Annotated in this window: 16 protein-coding genes; 10 read left to right on the top strand and 6 right to left on the bottom strand. The window is 55.9% G+C overall.

The genetic code is table 11. The annotated features are described in order from the left end of the window. The first annotated feature begins 147 nt into the window (after positions 1–147). On the top strand, positions 148–474 hold the full coding sequence (locus ACA108_04925; protein ID XEX96882.1) for a DUF2755 family protein: 327 nt from the start codon (positions 148–150) through the stop codon (positions 472–474). A 130-nt stretch (positions 475–604) separates the two neighbouring features. Here ACA108_04925 and ACA108_04920 read toward each other — a convergent pair whose 3' ends face one another. After that, positions 605–1,678 carry a DUF1615 domain-containing protein gene (locus ACA108_04920; GenBank protein ID XEX98020.1) on the bottom strand — a complete coding sequence of 358 codons (1,074 nt, stop codon included), beginning with the start codon at positions 1,676–1,678 and terminating at the stop codon, positions 605–607. Positions 1,679–1,851: 173 nt separating this feature from the next. Here ACA108_04920 and ACA108_04915 point away from each other — a divergent pair, with 173 nt between their 5' ends. From ACA108_04915 to ACA108_04905, 3 genes are read left to right on the top strand one after another with little or no spacing between them, the layout of a single operon-like run. After that, positions 1,852–2,307 (top strand): MarR family transcriptional regulator, encoded by a 456-nt coding sequence (locus ACA108_04915; GenBank protein ID XEX96881.1) that lies wholly within the window; start codon positions 1,852–1,854, stop codon positions 2,305–2,307. A 24-nt stretch (positions 2,308–2,331) separates the two neighbouring features. After that, entirely contained in the window at positions 2,332–3,510 is a 1,179-nt protein-coding gene (locus ACA108_04910; protein XEX96880.1) for an efflux RND transporter periplasmic adaptor subunit, read from the top strand. A gap of 10 nt (positions 3,511–3,520) precedes the next feature. Beyond that, on the top strand, positions 3,521–5,056 hold the full coding sequence (locus ACA108_04905) for a DHA2 family efflux MFS transporter permease subunit (GenBank protein ID XEX96879.1): 1,536 nt from the start codon (positions 3,521–3,523) through the stop codon (positions 5,054–5,056). A gap of 30 nt (positions 5,057–5,086) precedes the next feature. On the opposite strand, the gene sbmA is transcribed toward ACA108_04905, so the two are convergent. The 3 genes from sbmA to lpxP form a co-directional block, all read right to left on the bottom strand. Next, a complete protein-coding gene (gene sbmA / locus ACA108_04900; protein XEX96878.1) occupies positions 5,087–6,304 on the bottom strand; it encodes a peptide antibiotic transporter SbmA in 1,218 nt (405 codons plus the stop codon). A 115-nt stretch (positions 6,305–6,419) separates the two neighbouring features. Further along, the gene (locus ACA108_04895) at positions 6,420–6,950 is read right to left on the bottom strand and encodes an isochorismatase family protein (GenBank protein ID XEX96877.1); all 531 of its coding nucleotides are present in this window, start codon (positions 6,948–6,950) and stop codon (positions 6,420–6,422) included. Between the two features lie 51 nt (positions 6,951–7,001). Beyond that, complete coding sequence (lpxP, locus tag ACA108_04890) at positions 7,002–7,928, bottom strand: kdo(2)-lipid IV(A) palmitoleoyltransferase (protein XEX96876.1); 927 nt, start codon at positions 7,926–7,928, stop codon at positions 7,002–7,004. Positions 7,929–8,351: 423 nt separating this feature from the next. Between lpxP and ampH the strand changes: the two genes are divergently transcribed. Further along, positions 8,352–9,509: a D-alanyl-D-alanine-carboxypeptidase/endopeptidase AmpH gene (gene ampH, locus ACA108_04885; protein ID XEX96875.1), complete on the top strand. Its 1,158-nt coding sequence runs from the start codon at positions 8,352–8,354 to the stop codon at positions 9,507–9,509. A gap of 36 nt (positions 9,510–9,545) precedes the next feature. On the opposite strand, the gene ACA108_04880 is transcribed toward ampH, so the two are convergent. Next, positions 9,546–10,484, bottom strand: a complete 939-nt coding sequence (locus tag ACA108_04880; protein XEX96874.1) for a LacI family DNA-binding transcriptional regulator — start codon at positions 10,482–10,484, stop codon at positions 9,546–9,548. A 296-nt stretch (positions 10,485–10,780) separates the two neighbouring features. On the opposite strand from ACA108_04880, the gene ACA108_04875 reads away from it, so the two are divergent. The 5 genes from ACA108_04875 (at position 10,781) to ACA108_04855 (ending at position 15,691) form a co-directional block, all read left to right on the top strand. Next, positions 10,781–11,110, top strand: a complete 330-nt coding sequence (locus ACA108_04875) for a PTS sugar transporter subunit IIB (GenBank protein XEX98019.1) — start codon at positions 10,781–10,783, stop codon at positions 11,108–11,110. Next, complete coding sequence (locus ACA108_04870; protein ID XEX96873.1) at positions 11,107–12,426, top strand: PTS sugar transporter subunit IIC; 1,320 nt, start codon at positions 11,107–11,109, stop codon at positions 12,424–12,426. Before ACA108_04875 ends, ACA108_04870 begins: the two co-directional genes overlap by 4 nt. An 18-nt stretch (positions 12,427–12,444) precedes the next feature. Then, positions 12,445–12,747, top strand: a complete 303-nt coding sequence (locus ACA108_04865) for a PTS lactose/cellobiose transporter subunit IIA (protein ID XEX96872.1) — start codon at positions 12,445–12,447, stop codon at positions 12,745–12,747. A gap of 166 nt (positions 12,748–12,913) precedes the next feature. Next, positions 12,914–14,296: a carbohydrate porin gene (locus ACA108_04860; GenBank protein XEX96871.1), complete on the top strand. Its 1,383-nt coding sequence runs from the start codon at positions 12,914–12,916 to the stop codon at positions 14,294–14,296. 123 nt (positions 14,297–14,419) lie between these two features. Then, a complete protein-coding gene (locus ACA108_04855; GenBank protein ID XEX96870.1) occupies positions 14,420–15,691 on the top strand; it encodes a DUF445 domain-containing protein in 1,272 nt (423 codons plus the stop codon). Positions 15,692–15,773: 82 nt separating this feature from the next. Here the strand turns inward: ACA108_04855 and ACA108_04850 are convergent, their stop codons facing one another. After that, positions 15,774–16,850 (bottom strand): YncE family protein, encoded by a 1,077-nt coding sequence (locus ACA108_04850; GenBank protein XEX96869.1) that lies wholly within the window; start codon positions 16,848–16,850, stop codon positions 15,774–15,776. Between the last annotated feature and the right edge of the window lie 305 nt (positions 16,851–17,155).

Here is a 17,155-nt window from a genome sequence, read left to right as displayed (position 1 = left end):
TGATATTACGCAAAAATTGCGCATCCAGGAAGATTCCGGCGCTGAAATTACCAACAATCTGATATTGACAAACCTTATGACCTGCCACACTTGCTGTAATTATCGGGCGGAAACCTGATTGGCGGTATGGTTACATGGGAGGTCTCTATGACTGAAATTACCTTGTCGAAACACGTTGTCCTTACAACGATTACCGTTTCTTCATCCAGGACTGGTGGCGCTACCCTGAGCAATATCGCCTATGCGGTATTCATTCTGTTCTGCTTCTGGGTCGGTAGCCAGATCCTTAACTTACTGGTACATGCGCCCGGCGTACTTGAACACCTGGCTCAGGGCAACGACGCAACCCGCCCGCGTATCGAGATGGGCCTCGCCGTGAGCACCGTGTTTGGCCTGGTGCCGTTCCTGCTGGGCTGCGCGTTTCTCGGCCTGATAGCCCTGATGGTGAAGTATCACCACCGGCATGAGTATTAATGCCGGGTGACGCTGCGCCTTTCCGGCCTACGTTTCGATTTGTAAGAGGATAAGCACGGCGTCAACCACCGAGTTTTTTGTCGGATGGCGCTCCGCTTATCCGACCTGCGACAGCGTCATCCACCAATTTTTACCTCTTCATACAAGCCGCACGCCTCTCATCTACTCGTTTTGCAAACCATGCAGTCGTTAAATTACGGGTAATTTTCGGGCTTTCAAGCGTGATGCCCGGCAGCATTTCACGCGGTAACTTCTTGCCGGCTTTCTTTTCCGCCAGCGCGTAAACCTGCTCGTAGAGATCTGTTTTCTCGAAGTCGATGCTGTCGCCTTTTTGTAGCGCGCGGTGGATCTGGCTGTCGCTCATATCCAGCTTGCCCGCCAGCTTTCTTACCGCCAGCTCGGTACTGCCCGCTTTGTCGGTATTATAGAGAATAAGATCCCCGTCCAGCGCCAGCTTCGTTCCCGTAGCCTTGCTTACCGCATTCTGGAAGGCGGCGTTGCGGCTGGCGTACCACCCGGCGTTGAAGTCCGCGAAGCGGTATAAAGGCCGGGTGTAATTCGCAGGGTAATTCAGCAAATGATAGGTACCGAACCACATTCCGCCCCGGCGGGTGAAGACTTCCTGACGTACCGTGCCTTCCATCTTCCACGGATAGCCGCTGGTATGCTGCTCAGCAAAGGCAATGCTTACCTGCATTGGCCCGCCGGTGTGTACCGGGTTAAGGTTGCCGAACAGCTTCTGGCCCATCGGCACCATGCCGATGAAGTCATCGAAAATCGCGCTCAGCTGGCCTTCAGTTTTAACCTTGTCCAGCCTGTCGCTGTAGCTCTTGCCGTTCGGTGATTCAATCTTCAGTGCGGTGTGGACCAGGAACGCCGGGATATGCATTTTTTCGGCGCGACGGTCGATCTCTTTCCAGGCGATAGCGCTCAAATTCGGCACTGCCGGGTCTGCCACCAGGTTGGACTCCTGCTGCGCCACCGCCAGCACGGAGCAGATATTCTCCTCGCCTGGCGCGATATCCTGGCTCTTAAAGACGGTCGCTAACTCCTTCGCCCAGGCGCTGCGATCCTTCTGGCCCGGCGGCAGCTTTTGCTTCACCACCGTTTCCACATCCACCGGCTTTGCGGTTTCGGAAACGGGCGAGGCAGTTTTTGTGGTACAGCCCGAGAGGAGCAGAATAGACAACAAACTAAAGCCCATCGCGGCTCGCGGCGCTCTCAAAATTGTTACCGTCATGACATCCTTTTTTCTTCTTAATTATCAAACGCTCCCACCCTGCCATTTTTTCACTCTGTGCGGTAGTAAAAATCGCTGATTGACAAATAGATGCCTGGTCAGTAGTTTCACCTGCAATTACTGACCAGGCAATCATTATGAACGACCATCCGGGTATTATCAGCAGCAAGCTCCACCTCGGTTTGCTTATCCACCTCGCAAACCAGTTCAAAGACCAGCTCATTAACCAGTATTTTGCCGGTGCGGATATCACTGCCCCGCAGTTCAAGGTGCTTATCAGTATCCATAAAGGCTTTATCAGCCCCGTGGAAATCAGCAAAAATCTGGTGATGGACGCCGGTGCCATGAGCCGCATGGTTGACCGTATGGTGAAGCGAGAGCTGATTGCCCGCACCCCGAACCCGCAGGATAAACGTCAGGTCATTCTGGCCCTGACTGACAAAGGCCATGCCCTTTGCGACCGCTTTGAGAAAGAGGCACTGACCTCAATCATCGGCGATCTCACCGCCCGACTCACCCACGATGAATCCCGTTTACTGGTAGAGCTGATTACAAAAATGCTGCCGGACGAGATCACTGCCCCACATCGCTAAGTCTTCAATAAAGGTCATCACAAGATGGAAACCACACCTGCCCAACACGTTGAGCGCGGCAGCAAGCGCAAACGTAACTTTATTATTCTGTTTCTGATCCTGGTGCTTGCCGCCGGGGGAATTCTCGCGTGGTATCTGCTTTACGCCCGCTTCTATGAATCTACCGACGATGCCTATGTTAACGGCAACCAGGTGACGCTGACGCCGCAGATTGGCGGCACGGTCACCCAGGTCACAGTGGATGAAGGCGACTTCGTCCAAAAAGGCCAACCGTTAGTACTGCTGGATCCGAGCGATACCGAAATCGCTCTGCAACAGGCAGAAGCCAACCTGGCTAACACCGTTCGTCAGGTTCGCGGGCTTTACAGCACGGCGGATAACTACCGTGCTCAGGTCGCGGCCAAAAAAGTTGCCCTGCAAACTGCGCAGAATGACTACACCCGCCGTCAGAAAATTTTCTCTACTGGCGCAATCGCTGCGGAAGATCTTTCCCATTATCGTGATGCGGTAACCAGCGCCCAAAGCGATTTAGCCGCCGCGCAGGAAGCACTACGCACCAATACAGCAATGGTTGATGACACCGTTATCGACAGCCATCCGGAAATTAAAAGCGCCGTTGCCACCCTGCGCCAGCGCTTCCTGGACAACGCCCGCAGCACCATCGTTGCGCCGGTAAGCGGCTATGTGGCCAAACGCGCCGTGCAGCTTGGGATGCGTGTGGATTCCGGCACCACGCTGCTGGCTATCGTGCCGCTCAGCGAAGTCTGGGTGGACGCCAACTTCAAAGAGAGCCAGATGAGCACCATGCGTCTGGGTCAAAAAGTTACGCTCAACGCGGATCTTTACGGTGACGACGTGGAATATCACGGCACCATCGAAAGCCTGGGCATCGGTACCGGCAGCGCCTTCTCTTTACTGCCTGCCCAGAACGCCAGCGGCAACTGGATCAAGATTGTTCAGCGTCTGCCGGTACGCATCACGCTGGATCCGCATGACATGCAGAAACACCCACTGCGCGTTGGCCTGTCGATGAACGTCAGCGTGGATATCCGCGACGACGGCGGCCATCTGCTGCCGCAGCAAACCGTTAGCGCCCCTCGTTTCACCACGGATGTGTATCAAAACCCGCTGGCCGAGGCGGACAAACTGGTGGCTAAAATCCTTCATGACAACAGCAAAACGGTCGCCGCGGGCAGCCGTTAAGAGAGACGTTATGCAAGATAAGGCCTCGTTTACGCCGCCCAATATGTGGCTGGCGGTGCTCGCGCTGTCGCTGGCGACATTCATGCAGGTGCTGGACTCCACCATCGCAAACGTTGCGCTGCCGACTATCGCCGGGAACCTCGGCGTTAGTGCGGACCAGGGAACGTGGGTTATTACCTCCTTCGCGGTGTGCAACGCCATTGCCCTGCCGCTGACCGGCTGGTTTACCCGCCGGTTCGGGCAGCTGAAGCTTTTTATCGGTTCGGTGGTGATGTTCACCCTCACCTCGTTCCTGTGCGGCTTCGCCCACAGCATGACGGAGCTGATTATCTTCCGCGCCCTGCAGGGCTTCTTTGCCGGGCCGATGTTCCCGATGTGCCAGACGCTGCTGCTGGTGATCTTCCCCTCCAGCAAGCGCAGCATGGCGCTGGCACTGCTGTCGATGGTCACCGTGGTCGCCCCCATCGTCGGACCAATCACCGGCGGCTGGATCACCGATAACTATTCCTGGCCGTGGATCTTCTACATCAACGTGCCGATCGGCATTTTTGCCTCGATTGTAGTCTGGACGCAGCTTCGCTCGCGCGAAGAAACAACCACCCACTCGCCTATCGACTACATCGGTATCGGTTTACTGGTGCTCGGGGTTGGTATGCTGCAAATCGTGCTGGACAAGGGCAACGATCTGGACTGGTTTGCCTCAACGCACATCATCATCATGACGGTGATTTCCGCGATATCACTGGTGTCGTTTGTCATCTGGGAGCTGGGAGAGCGCCATCCGATTGTAAACCTGCGCCTGTTCAAGGATCGTAACTTTGCCATCGGCACGCTCTCGCTGACGCTGGGATACGCGGCGTTTTTTGCCATCAACATTATTCTGCCGCAGTGGCTGCAAACGCAGATGGGCTACACGGCGATCTGGGCCGGGCTTGCGGCAGCGCCAATGGGCGTGTTGCCGCTCATCATGACGCCGATAATTGGCCGCTACGCGACCAAGTTTGACCTGCGTATTCTGGCTTCGCTGTCATTCCTGACGATGGGCGCGTCCTGTCTTATCCGCGCGCAATTCAATACCAATGTGGATTTCCGCACCATCGCCGAGGTGCAGCTGTTTATGGGCATTGGCGTGGCGTTCTTCTTTATGCCGATCACCACCATCGTGCTGTCGAACCTGAACGGGGCGGAAGTGGCGGAAGGTTCTGGTCTGGCAACGTTCTTCCGCGTGCTGGGCGGCTCGTTCGCCTCGTCGCTGACCACGTGGATCTGGTCACGCCGGGAGATCTTCCACCATGCCAACCTGACGGAGAGCGTGTCACAGTACAACCCGGCGGCGGTGGATTATGTTGCGAAGATGGGAGGCGCTACGCAGCAGCATATGGCGTTTATCGATAAAACCATCGAGCAGCAGGCCTACATGATGTCGACCATCGATTATTTCTGGATTCTGGGCTGGGGATTTATGGCGCTAATCCTGGTTATCTGGTTTGCGCGTCCGCCGTTTGTCCGCTCCGGCGCGCCGGGCGCGCCTTCGGCGGGACATTAAAAATGCGGCCCCATGATGGGGCCGCATTTTTTATACCGATTCGCCTGCGGCTTCTACCGGAATGTCCTGCAACGTGCGTTCAAAGCTGCGCAGACGTTTGTAGATAGACATCAGCTCCACCAGCGTCGTCCAGGAGCTGATCAGATACTGGAACGAGCCGCGCACCTGGCCGAAGACGTTGGTGATCTGCGTCATCAGACCCAGGGTTATCGTCCCGGCCACAATCGACGGGAAGAGCAGGAACAGGCCAAAGACGTTATCCACCTGCAGATAAAGAATGCGGGCAATATTGAAATACATGTAGTGGAAATACAGGCGGAAGTAGTTCTGACGCACGCCGTTAAACAGCTCTTTAACCGTTGGCGGCGAGGCGCGGGTTGGGTCATCTTCGCCATACACCAGCTCTTTACGATAGGCCGCCTCAACGCGCTGGTTTTTAAACTCAAGTCCTGGCAGCTTGATCCCCACCACCGCCAACAGGCCGGTACCGAGCAGGGACCAGACAATCGCCGCAATCACCAGGCCGTAAGGGATGTGGCCGATAATTGGCAGCTCAGGAACGTGGGCTGAAAGGGTAACAAGCACCGGCAAGAAGGCAATCAGCGTCATGATGGCGTTGATAAAGCTCACGCCCATATCTTCCAGCGTCGAGGCGAAACGCATGGTGTCTTCCTGCACACGCTGGGCGGCACCTTCGATGTTGCGCAGCAGCTGCCAGTTCTCCATGTAGTATTCGTTCATCGCCGTCCGCCAGCGGAACACGTAGTGGCTGACGAAGAAGTTGTTCATCACGCCCACCATCACCGCAATCAGCGCAATCCCCAGGAAGACGCCAACCTCATGGTAAAACTGCCCGATGGTGACTTTATGCGGCGAGCTGAGCGCCGTCTGGATCAGGTCATAGAACGGCGCGTACCAGGCGTTGACCGCCACGCCCACTTCCACCAGAAACCAGGTGACGAAGATGATCAGGGAAGAGCCAAGAATGGACCAGTACTGCCAGCGGTGCGGGCTGTAGATAAACCAGAAAGCGGCAAACGCGCCGACGCAAACTGCGTAGTAGGCGTAGAAAATCAGGTAGCTGCGTGACCAGAACCGGGCGGCGCTGATCGGCACATCGCCCTTAGCGCCGGCGAGCTGCTGCAGCCAGTGGCCTCCCCCGACCTGCCAGAAGATAACGGCTAATATCGCCCAAAGAAAAGCCGACAGGAAAAACGCTGTCGGGCGTGGGAAAAACGACTTAAACATTACAACACTCCTGAACTTAATGTTCTTTTAGTTATTTTTGCGACATCGCTTATTTATAGCGGATCCGGGCACAGTAAAGCCTGGGGAATGTTGTATCAAGTAATGTGTAAACTTTTCAGATAGTCGTCCACGCAGTCAGGATATCCGCCGTCTCCTTCACGTCCAGCCGGTTGCCGGGAATAGTCAGGGTACGCCAGACGTCGTTGTAGTGGGCAATCAGTACTTCCGCAACCGCAGCCGGGCGGTTCGCCGTGGTGTGGGCATCCCCTGCTACCGTCATGGCATAGCCCTTGCTGACGCCGTTTTTTATCGTCGCATCCACGCAGTAATCCGTTGCGCAGCCGCAAACCACAAAGTCGGTTATGCCATGGCTTTGCAGAACGTCCTCAAGCGCTGTGCGATAGAAAGCATCGCAGGCCGTTTTGGTGACGTAGAGGGCGTTTGCTGGTCGGGTAAGTTCAGGAAGAAGATCGAATGCGTGGCTATCTGGCTCCAGCCACTCTTCGGTGTGCTGGATGAAAATCACCAGGTCTGCGGCATCGATGAGCTGGTTGATGCGGGAGGTACAATCTTCGCGGGAGGCACGAGGTGTATCAAACACCCCGTTTTGCATATCAATGACCATCAAAATGCGCGATGCGGGCATGGCTCTTCTCCTGTTGAAATTCCTCAGAAGCGTAGCATACCCGCCGCAGGATCAGGCGCTGTAGAGCTTGTCCTGACCGAAAGGACGCGTTTTAAATCTGCGATGTAGCCAGAGATACTGCTCCGGCGCGCGCATGATTTCGTGTTCGATCTTACGGTTCATGTAGGCGGCAGCGGCCTGTTCGTCATCCACCGGGTAGTCGACAAGCTCAGGTTCAATCACCAGCTGGTAGCCGGAGCCGTCCGGCTTGCGGATAAGCACCGTGGTCAGGATGGCCGGTTTTGCCAGGCGCGCTATGGTGTAAGTGCCGTTGGTGGTGGCGGCTTCCTGCACGGCGAAAAACGGCACGAAAGAGCTGCCCTTCGGGCCGTAGTCCTGGTCCGGGGCAAACCACACGGCTTCGCCGGACTTCAGCGCTTTGACCATGCCTTTAAGATTGCGACGGTCAATCATCGCCTTATTGGAGCGTGAACGACCGATGGTCTGCACGAACTCCATCGCTTTGTTATTATGCGGGCGGTACATCGCCATCATCGGCTGGCACAGGCCCATGACGCGGCCTCCCAGCTCAAGCGACATAAAATGAACGCCGATGACCATCACGCCACGGCCCTTTTCGCAGGCGGCATGCAGGTTTTCCAGTCCGCGCACGTCAAACCATTTACGCACACGCTCGTCAGGCCAGAACCAGGCCATGCCCGTTTCAATCAGGCCCATACCGAGGGAGGCAAAGTTTTGCTCGACGATGGAATCAACGTGCTGGTCGGAATACTGCGGGAAGCAGAGTTTAAGATTCTGGCGCGCAATGGAGACGCGGCGCTTTAAGAAGCGCATGGAAAATTTGCCGATAAAACGGCCCATTTTCAGAAGAACGGGATAAGGCAGCTGTACCCAGAGCCATAAAATGGCCAGGCCAAACCAGGTCAACCAGTAACGTGGATGAAGCAAGCCTTTGGAAAACAGCGGTTTTGTAGACATAGTTGAGCTTCTTTATGCGTGAATGGGGTGTATCGCATAAAGAATTAAATCATTAGCGGTACAGCGCAGGCTACATATTTAGACGCCAAGGGGCGAGGAAAGTTGCAGCAAAGTAATAAACTTACAAGATGATGATAGGCATTTTACGTTCAGTGTATGTATAGGAGATGTCAGTTTTTTTACTGCTCTTCGCTGGCCACGCGGCGCAGGTGTCCGTTATACACGGTTGAGAGTATGAAAAACAGACAGGCATCGTCTGAATTTGTTTTTACGCAGCTGGTGCAAAAAACAGCCAACCCCCCCGCTGAAACGCCGCGTTACGCTTTTTCTCATCACAAACCTCATTTTCCACGTTTGCGCAGAGCGCTTGAGTAGTATAAATACGATCAATACCGCCTCACTTTGCTAAATGGATTACTTGCGTTGAAAATTTGTCTCCCGCGCATCGCCGCGCTCGTTCTTGCTGCGCTGCCCGTCCTGGGGTTTGCGCAAACCTCGCCCGATCCTGTTTTTGCTTCTGAAATCGCGGAGCGCTACGCCAACCATATCTTCTACGGCAGCGGCGCTACCGGAATGGCGATGGTGGTGATCGACGGCAACCAGCGTGTATTCCACAGCTTTGGCGAAACCCGCCCCGGCAACAACGTGCGGCCCCAGCTCGATTCGGTAATCCGTATCGCCTCGCTGACCAAGCTGATGACCAGCGAGATGCTGGTGAAAATGCTCGACCAGGGCAAAGTGAAGCTGAACGATCCGCTAAGCAAATACGCGCCGCCCGGCGCACGGGTGCCGACCTTTAAAGGTGAGCCTATCAGGCTGGTGAACCTGGCCACGCATACCAGCGCCCTGCCCCGCGAACAACCCGGCGGCGCACCGCACCGCACCGTATTCACATGGCCCACGCAAAACCAGCGCTGGAACTGGCTCTCAACCGCCACGCTGAAGTATGCCCCGGGCAGTACGGCGGCTTACTCAAATCTGGCCTTTGACCTGCTGGCGGATGCCCTTAGCCGGGCCGCCGGAAAACCCTACGCCACGCTGTTTGACGAGCAGATTGCCCGTCCGCTGGGGATGAAGGACACCACGTTTACGCCTTCGCCGGACCAGTGCAAGCGCCTGATGGTGGCTGAGAAAGGTGCCAGCCCCTGCGATAACACGCTGGCGGCAGTGGGTAGCGGCGGCGTTTACTCCACGCCGGACGACATGATGCGCTGGATGCAGCAGTTCTTAAGCTCCGACTTCCACCAGCGCAACGGCCAGGCAGACCGCATGCAAACGCTGATCTACCAGCGCAAGCAGCTGCACAAAGTGATTGGTATGGACGTGCCGGGCAAGGCTGACGCGCTGGGCCTGGGCTGGGTCTATATGTCGCCGAAGAGTGGCCGTCCGGGGATCGTACAGAAAACCGGCGGCGGCGGCGGTTTCATCACCTACATGGCGATGGTGCCGCAAAGTAACGTCGGGGTATTTGTGGTAATTACCCGTTCGCCACTGACCCGCTTTGTGAACATGAGCGACGGCGTGAACGATCTGGTGTCTGAACTCAGCGGCTATGCGCCCGTGGTGACGCCAACATCCTGACAGCTTAAGCAGGCCCTGTGCGGCCTGCTTCTCTCTTTACGGGATAATCAAATCCCCGCGCAGCACGGAACTCCCCGCCACGCTTTCGCTTTTCTCATTCAGCCTGCTGACGATGCGCGCCGCCATGGCGTCCATTGAATACTCGATTGCCGGAATTGTCGGAATACCCGGCAGATGCAGTGTGCCCGCCAGGCTAAACACCATAATGTCCCCAGGCACGGATTTATTAAACGCCTGCAGCTGCGTGATAACCCGCTGCGCCTCCTGCTCGTCCGCCACCAGCAGAGCATTAAAATTTACCGTCGTGCTGTTGTTAAGCAGCACCTGCAACGCTACGGACGACGAGGTAGCATCCATAAAGATCAGGTTGCGGTTAAACGGCAGGAAGTTATTTTCCAGCGCCCGCTTGTAGCCCAGCAGCACCTGCTCCACAGGACAGCTGGTTTCAGGGGCAATAAGCGCAATCTGCCTGCGCCCCTGCTTGATCAGGTAGTTACAGGCTGTTTCCGCCGCAAAGGCATGGTCAAACTGGATGCTGTTGGCGGCATCAAACTCCAGACAATCCACCAGGATGACGTTTTCATAGGGGATATCCAGCGGGAAGCGCGCGCCGATAATCAGCACGTCATCGCACAGGCCGCAGGTCAGCTCTTCCAGCGCGTGCATGACTTCGGCTTTGCCGCTGGCAAAGCGCAGCAGCAGATGCTTCTGGTGCTGGCTCAGATGCTTTTCCAGCGCGTAAAGATACCCTGTCGTCTGGTTGATGTTCTCCTGGGCGCAGATCACCCCGATACAGCCGGTTGACTGGCTCAGCAAAGACTGTGCAATGACGTTTGGCCGGTAATTCAGCGTTTCCACCGCCTGCAATACGGCAGCACGGCTGGCTTCTTTTACCCCGCGTGAACCGCTCAACACGCGTGACACCGTGGCTTTAGATACCCCGGCCAGACGCGATACATCGTTGATTGTCGACATTTTCTCTCCCCTGAAGGCAGCACATCACCGCCTGCTATTCCTTACTGGCACTCGCCGCCCGTCCTGTTTCCGTAAAAGTATAATCGTTTCCGTTTTTCATGGAAACTTGTTTCCATATCAGTCCATGAAGCCTCCCTCAACCATAACAATTTGTGATGAACATCCAAGAAGATTCGCTTGCTAAGGCTACTTTTCAGAGGGTCGTCACATTTCTGCAACAGGCAAATGGAAAACGGTTTCCACAAAGTATCAAATCGCATCCGCAATAACTTTTTACATTTAGAGGATGAGTGATGATGATCAGGATTATGTTGTGTTGTTCCGCCGGGATGTCCACTAGCCTGCTGGTGCGCAAAATGGTCGCCGCCGCCGCCGAGCGCGGCCTGCCCGTGGAAATCGAAGCTTATGGCGTAGCCGATTTCGATAACCAGTTCCCGCGCTACCAGGTCGTGCTGCTTGGGCCGCAGGTAAAGTACATGCTCAACGGGCTGGCGGAAAAGGCGGCATCGAAAGGGATCCCGGTGCGGGCGATTGATACGATGGATTACGGCATGCAGCGCGGCGACAAGGTGCTCGACTACGCGCTTTCCCTTATCGAGACCGCAAATCAGAAGGTCAACATATGAGCTCTTTATATCAGTCAATGGTTGCCATTATCGAGCAGTCCATTACCCCGCTCGCAGGCCGCCTGGGCCAGCAGAAGTACGTGATTGCCATCCGCGACGGCTTTACCGCCGCCCTGCCGTTTATGATCATCGGCTCGTTCATGCTGGTCTTTATCTTCCCGCCCTTCTCGGCGGACACCACGCTCGGCTTTGCCCGCGCCTGGCTGGATTTCTCGCAGACCTGGCGCGAACAGCTCATGCTGCCGTTTAACCTCAGCATGGGCGTGATGACGTTCTTTATTTCTGTGGGTATCGGCGCGAGCCTCGGGCGGCAGTTTAACCTCGATCCGGTGATGTCCGGCCTGCTTGCGTTTATGGCCTTTCTGCTGGTCGCCGCGCCGTATGCGGACGGCAAGATCTCTACCCAGTATCTTTCCGGGCAGGGGATCTTTACCGCCCTGATCACCGCTATTTATTCCACGCGGATGTACGCCTGGCTTAAGCAGAACAACATTACTATACGCCTGCCGAAAGAGGTGCCGACCGGCGTTGCGCGCTCGTTTGAAATTCTGATCCCTGTGCTGGTTGTTATCGGTACGCTGCATCCGCTAAACCTGTTCATTGAAGCGCAAACCGGCATGATCCTGCCGCAGGCGATTATGCACCTGCTGGAGCCGCTGGTTTCCGCGTCCGACTCCCTGCCTGCGATTTTGCTTTCCGTTCTGCTGTGCCAGATCTTCTGGTTCGCCGGGATCCACGGCTCGCTGATCGTCACCGGTATCATGAACCCGTTCTGGATGGCGAACCTTTCTGCCAACCAGGCCGCGTTGGCGGCGGGTACCGTGTTGCCCCATGTCTATCTACAGGGTTTCTGGGATCACTACCTGCTTATCGGCGGCGTGGGTTCGACGCTCCCGCTGGCATTTCTGCTGCTGCGCAGCCGCGCCACCCACCTGCGAACCATCGGCAAAATGGGCGTGGTGCCGAGCCTCTTTAATATCAACGAACCTATTTTGTTCGGCGCGCCAATTATCATGAACCCGATGCTGTTTATTCCGTTCATCTTTGTGCCGATGATTAACGCCTGCCTCGCCTATGGCGCGACAAAATTAGGCTGGATTGCCCAGGTTGTTTCGCTGACCCCATGGACCACCCCTGCGCCAATTGGTGCCTCGTGGGCGGCGAACTGGGCGCTAAGCCCGGTCATAATGTGCGGCATCTGCATGGTGATGTCGGCAGTTATGTATTTACCCTTCCTGCGCGCCTATGAACGCTCGCTATTAAAAGCCGAAGAAGAAAAGTCTCAGATATTAACCCCGGCTACCGAACTCAATTAATTATCTCTGGAAGAAAAGATGATCGACTTAGAAGAAGCCGTCATGGAAATAATCATGAACGCCGGTCAGGCCCGCAGCCTCTGTTTTGAAGCGCTACACGCTGCCCGCAACGACCGCATTGACGAGGCGAAAAGCCTGCTGCGCGAAGCCGACGGTTACTCGCGCCAGGCGCACCTGATGCAAACGAAATTAATCGAACAAGATGCAGGCGAGGCGAAACAGCCGATGACATTAATTATGGTGCACGCTCAGGACCATTTAATGACGTCAATGCTGGCCCGCGAACTGTCGCAGGAAATTATTCACCTTTATCAGCGCTAAGCACACAGCTTATTTAATACGGAGAGATGCTTATTTAAATAGACTAATCGATACCTCTGGATTACAGCATAAAAAATAAACTCGTCCGGCTGCCGCGTAATAAATACGCCAGCCCGAGCGGGATAGTCATTGTCTGAAAATAGAAATAACTACAGTTGAGATGATTATGAAATTAATAACTAAGCTGCCGGTCGCCCTCGCAGTTCTCGCCGCCCTTTGCCCAATTTCTTCCTTTGCGCAGGAGTTCACGCAGGAGCAAATCGATCAAATCGTGGCAAAGGCCGTAGATAAAGCGCTGGCAGACCGCGAAGCGAAAATCGAGGCGGCGCGGGTCAAAAGAACCGATCCTCTTGTCACCCCGCAGGTGCCCGAGCCTGCCACGGCGGAGCTGGCCATTCCCTACGGCGTGAAGTTCACCGGCTACGCCCGCTACGGCGCGCACTTCCAGGCGGGAGACCAAAAATACGTGGGCGTCGACGGTTCCTATAACGGTACCTCTGCCATTGGTCGACTGGGTAACGAAGGTAACGGCGGCGAATTCCAGCTCACCAAAGCGTTCAAAAGCGAAGCGGGCGCCATCTGGGACGTGGGCGTGATGTTCGACCACTGGGGCGATGAGGTGAACCTCAAAAAAGCCTACGCCGGGGTGACTAACCTCTTTGCCTCCCAGCCGAACGCCTATTTCTGGGCCGGGCGCGACTTCCATCAGCGTCCGCAGCAGGGCATCAACGACTACTTCTGGATGAACCACGACGGCCAGGGTGCCGGGGTGAAAAACTTCGACCTGGGCTTTGCACAGCTCGACGTGGCGGGCGTCTCTTCGGTTGAGCAGTGTAATCCGGAAATGATCGAGGACGGCGATAACCCGTCACGCATCTCCTGTACCGGCAGCTCCGGCACCGGCGACAGCGGCAACTATGCGGCGACTTCTAAACTTCACGGCATCAAATTTGGGCCGATCGATTTCGAGCTGTACGCCAACTACGGCTTCGATTCCAAAGCCATCGACAGCGACGAACGCGCCAAAGCCTGGCAGGCGGCCGTGGTGCTCAGCCACACGGGCGACAACAGCCTGAACAAAATCATCGCCCGCTATTCCGACCACTCGGACAACAGCGTATATAACAAAACCAACGGCCTGCACACCGTCTACACCAGCTTCGAGGGCAGCTATAAGTTCACCCCGCAGGCCCAGATTGAATACCTGCTGGCGTTCCACGATTACGACAATGATGACCTGCCGTCCGACAACCGCCGCAACTACGGCGCGATCGTCCGTCCGATGTATTTCTGGAACGACATTCATTCGACCTGGCTGGAAGCGGGCTATCAGCGCGTGGATTATGAAAACGACGGCGATAACAAGGGCTGGAAGCTGACGCTGTCCCAGAACATCTCCATCGCGATGGGGCCGGAGTTCCGCCCGATGCTGCGCTTCTACGTCACCGGCGGCCAGGTTGAAAACAACCACACCACCCGCGTGGCGGGCGAAGAGAGCACCCAGCTTGATTCGTTTAACATAGGCGGCATGTGGGAAGCCTGGTTCTGATGCGGTAACGCCCGGCGGCAGGCGGGGGCCCCTCATCCCCTCCTGCCGCTTCATCTATCTGAAAAAGCTGGTTGTTTTAAATAATCTCTACCGGTTCGGCCCGCCCGGTTCTATGCTTAAGCGATGGATAAAATGGCTGAACTGAAAAAAACCAAGCGCATCGCGCTCTCTTTACTGCTGATTGCTGCGGCAGTCTTTGTCACAACCCTTTTCCTCCCGCCGAGCTTCTGGGTCAGCGGCCTGAAGGCGATTTCCGAAGCCGCGATGGTCGGCGCGCTGGCCGACTGGTTCGCCGTGGTGGCGCTGTTCCGCCGCGTGCCGATCCCGTTTATCGCCCGGCATACCGCGATTATTCCCCGCAACAAAGACCGCATCGGCGAAAACCTCGGCGTCTTTGTACAGGAGAAATTCCTCGATACCCAGTCGCTGATAGCCCTGATCCGCCGCCACGAACCGGCGCAGATGATTGGCGTCTGGTTCAGCAGGCCCGACAACGCGCAGCGCGTCGGCCAGCATCTGATGCAGATCTTGAACGGATTTCTGGATATGACCGACGACTCGCGCATTCAGAGCCTGCTGCGCCGGGCGGTGCACAAGGCGATCGATAAGGTTGACCTGAGCTACTCCAGCGCCCTGCTGCTCGAGAGCATGACGAAAAACAACCGCCATCAGGCTCTGTTGGACGCGATGATTGCCCAGCTGGTGACCTGGCTTGACCGCGAAAGCTCACGTGATTTTATTGCCCATCAGATTGTGCACTGGCTGGAAACAGAGCATCCGCGTAAAGCAAAAATCCTGCCGACGGAGTGGCTGGGCGAGCACAGCGCCGAGCTGGTGACCAGCGCGGTCAATAATCTGCTCGACGACATCACCCACGATCGGGGGCACCAGCTGCGCAAGGCCTTCGACCGCGCCACCTTTAAGTTCATCGACAGACTGAAGAGCGACCCGGAAATGGCCGCTAAAGCCGAGAATATCAAAACGTATCTGAAGGAGGACGAAGCCTTCAACCGCTACCTGAGCGAGATGTGGGGCGACCTGCGGAAATGGCTGAAGGAGGATATGCGCTCGGAGGACTCCCGCATCAAACAGCGCATTGCCGAGGCGGGCCAGTGGTTTGGGGAAACGCTGGTGAACGACAGCGCGCTGCGCGCGTCGCTTAACGAACATCTTGAGCAGGCCGTCGGCAAAGTCGCACCGGAGTTCGCCACCTTCCTGACCAGGCACATCAGCGATACGGTAAAAGGCTGGGACGCGAAAGATATGTCCGCGCAGATTGAGCTGAACATCGGCAAGGACTTACAATTTATACGCATCAACGGCACGCTGGTCGGCGGCACCGTCGGCCTGCTGCTGTTCCTGCTCTCGCAGCTGCCTTCGGTGATTCATTTTTGATAGCGAACGGCGGATGGCGTTACAATCATCTCGCCGCTTTCGTAGGTCGGATAAGCGCAGCGTCATCCGACAAAAACCAACGCTACTGCGCTAAATCCACCCGAACAATACTGTCCGGCCCTTTGGTGGTGTGGTCCTTATTAAAGCCCTGCTTCACCGTCACATACAGCGTTTGTCCGTCGGCAGAGAGCAGCAGGCTATTTGGATGCGGAGGCAGGTCGATGGATTTTTTCTGCGCATACGTCGTGGCATCCAGAATCAGCAGCCTGCCGGATTCGCGCTGGGTCAGGTACAGCTCGTTGCGCTTCGCGTTGAATTTCACCGCCAGGGTATCGCCCGTCGCCAGGTTCTTCAGCACTTCCCCGGTTTTGATATCCAGCACCAGCGTGGTTTTCGCCTTTGAGTTGTCGGTCACGAACAGGCGGCCCGTCGCCGGATCTTCTGCCAGGTTAAGCAGCAGCGCTGGTTTATCCCCGAGCGGCTTCCAGCGTTTTTCGATACGGTTAGTCCGCGGGTTGATCACCAGAATCTCACCGCCGCCGTTTGCGGCGTAGATCCGCTGCGTCTGCTCTGAGTAAAGCAGGCCAGTTACCCACTTCCCGGCGTTATTGATGCGCTTTTTCAGCTTCAGCGTCTTCGCATCCACCACCCAGATCACCGCAGGATCCGCTACGCCGCCTACGTACAGCAGCCCGTCATGAAGAATGATTTCACGCGCGCCGTACGGCAGACCTTTCTCGTTACGTTCGGTGAACAGCAGGCGTTTGAGCACCTTACCATCTTCAACGTTGACCGCGCTGATGCCGCCGTCCAGCGAGTTGGTCACAAACAGCGTCTTGCCGTCCGCATCCATTACCGCGCCGAAGTTTTTCAGGTCGGTGTACGATTCCCCCAGCGTTTTCAGCGTCACCGGATCCAGCTTGTAGATTACTCCGCCCTGCACGGTTTTAAACCCCTGCGCGGTAGCGACATACAGCGCGCCCGTCTGCTGGCTGAACGCCATTTCATACACGCCTTCAGAAAGCTCACGCTGCGTTAAAGCGCTTTTTTGCTCCGTCTGAGCAGCGGCTGCGGGCTGATCGGTTTTGGTTTGCTGAGCGGTACATCCCGTTAATGCCAGCGCAATGAGCGCCGCCAGCGCCGTTCTTTTTTTTATCACGATTAGGTTCCTGTTTCCGTCAGAAAGGCGGGTGGCGACCTGTGAGAACCTCCCCGGTGCCGGACAGGACACCTGCGAGCAAAACGCCACCCTTAAATGCAAATGAGAAACATAATCATTTCCTTGATGAATGTAAAACGCTATTGATTAATGAATGCTTCTCATAACGGCATTCAGTAACCAGGACTAATCCTTCCGCTACGCCGTCTATGCTTAATAGTTCGCTATAAAAACTAAGCGGTGCATTTTTCCTGGTTTAACTTTTAGATTACTGGAGGCCTGGTATGAGCAACCAAGGCGATGAG

The organism is Dryocola sp. LX212 (assembly GCA_041504365.1).
In the GTDB taxonomy this organism is placed as follows: domain Bacteria; phylum Pseudomonadota; class Gammaproteobacteria; order Enterobacterales; family Enterobacteriaceae; genus Dryocola.
The sequence above is the reverse complement of the archived record's forward strand: the minus strand, read 5'-3'. Positions and strand labels throughout refer to the sequence as shown.